Consider the following 1,012-nt stretch of genomic DNA (forward strand, 5'->3'; position numbering starts at 1 on the left):
AATGAGAATGTGTGTATTGATAGACAGAATAACAAGACCAATAGCCATAATGGCTAATAAAACGTCGATGTTTTCCTGATGATTAAAACTTTACAAAAAAGTGGTGAAAGAAGCACACCAGTAAAGATACCTGCTGAATAAAGCGCTTCAAATATTGCAAAGATCCTGCTATCCGCATTCAAAATCTCTTGTATATAAGGAACCAGAATAACAGGGATAATCAGTCAAAAGAACCATAATAATCAGTCTAGCTTATATAAGGCATAAAAAGAGCCGGATTCTGCTTAAAATAACGAAGTGACGATATATATTTCCCACCAGTTTTGCTGGTTTTGACTTTCAGATCTTTGGTTTAGGTACCTTCATTGCAAAGTTAAACAAAAGCAATAATAAAGAATACGCTACCTATCAGGAGGGTTCCTTTTGTTCCTGCATAGGCAAATATAAATCCACTTAATCGCCAAATTCATAAACCATATCAATTGTCGCATTTGTATTTATTTATAAGATGTTCTTTCGAAATAATACTTTGGATTAAAGAAATAGCTGATAGCATATAAAAAGAGATAAAAACACCCAAGAGGGTAGATAAAACCATCAATTCAATTTTTATGCCAAACTTCCAAATTACTCAACCCATGATCATCAAACCTCTGACAAGATTTAAGCTGCGCTTTTTTGGGGCGTCGTCGCACAAGCATGACGAAAAACTTTGTACTTTGCTTTTTCAAGTACGTTGTTTTTCAGGCAAAGGGCATAAAAAAGAGAAAAATTAGAGAAAAACGGAGTGTTTTTATAGAAAGGACGTCAATTGCAAAAAGCAAAAAACTGCAAATACTGGGTTTTTGAGACTATGCCATCAAGAGGTATAGGAAAGTTCATTTAGAGTCAATGGCGGAGAGAGAGGGATTCGAACCCTCGATATAGTTTCCTATATACACGCGTTCCAGGCGTGCGCCTTCAACCACTCGGCCACCTCTCCAGAGAGTCCGCACTATACCCAGAAAGAAAG

At 36.5% G+C, this 1,012-nt stretch carries 1 tRNA gene; it reads right to left on the reverse strand.

Features of this window, described 5'->3' with window-relative positions:
- Nucleotides 1-892: 892 nt before the first annotated feature.
- Nucleotides 893-982: transfer RNA gene (locus ACFIK8_RS10125), tRNA-Ser, on the reverse strand.
- Nucleotides 983-1,012 lie beyond the last annotated feature (30 nt).

The sequence above is a fragment of the Bartonella sp. MR168JLCBS genome (assembly GCF_042194175.1).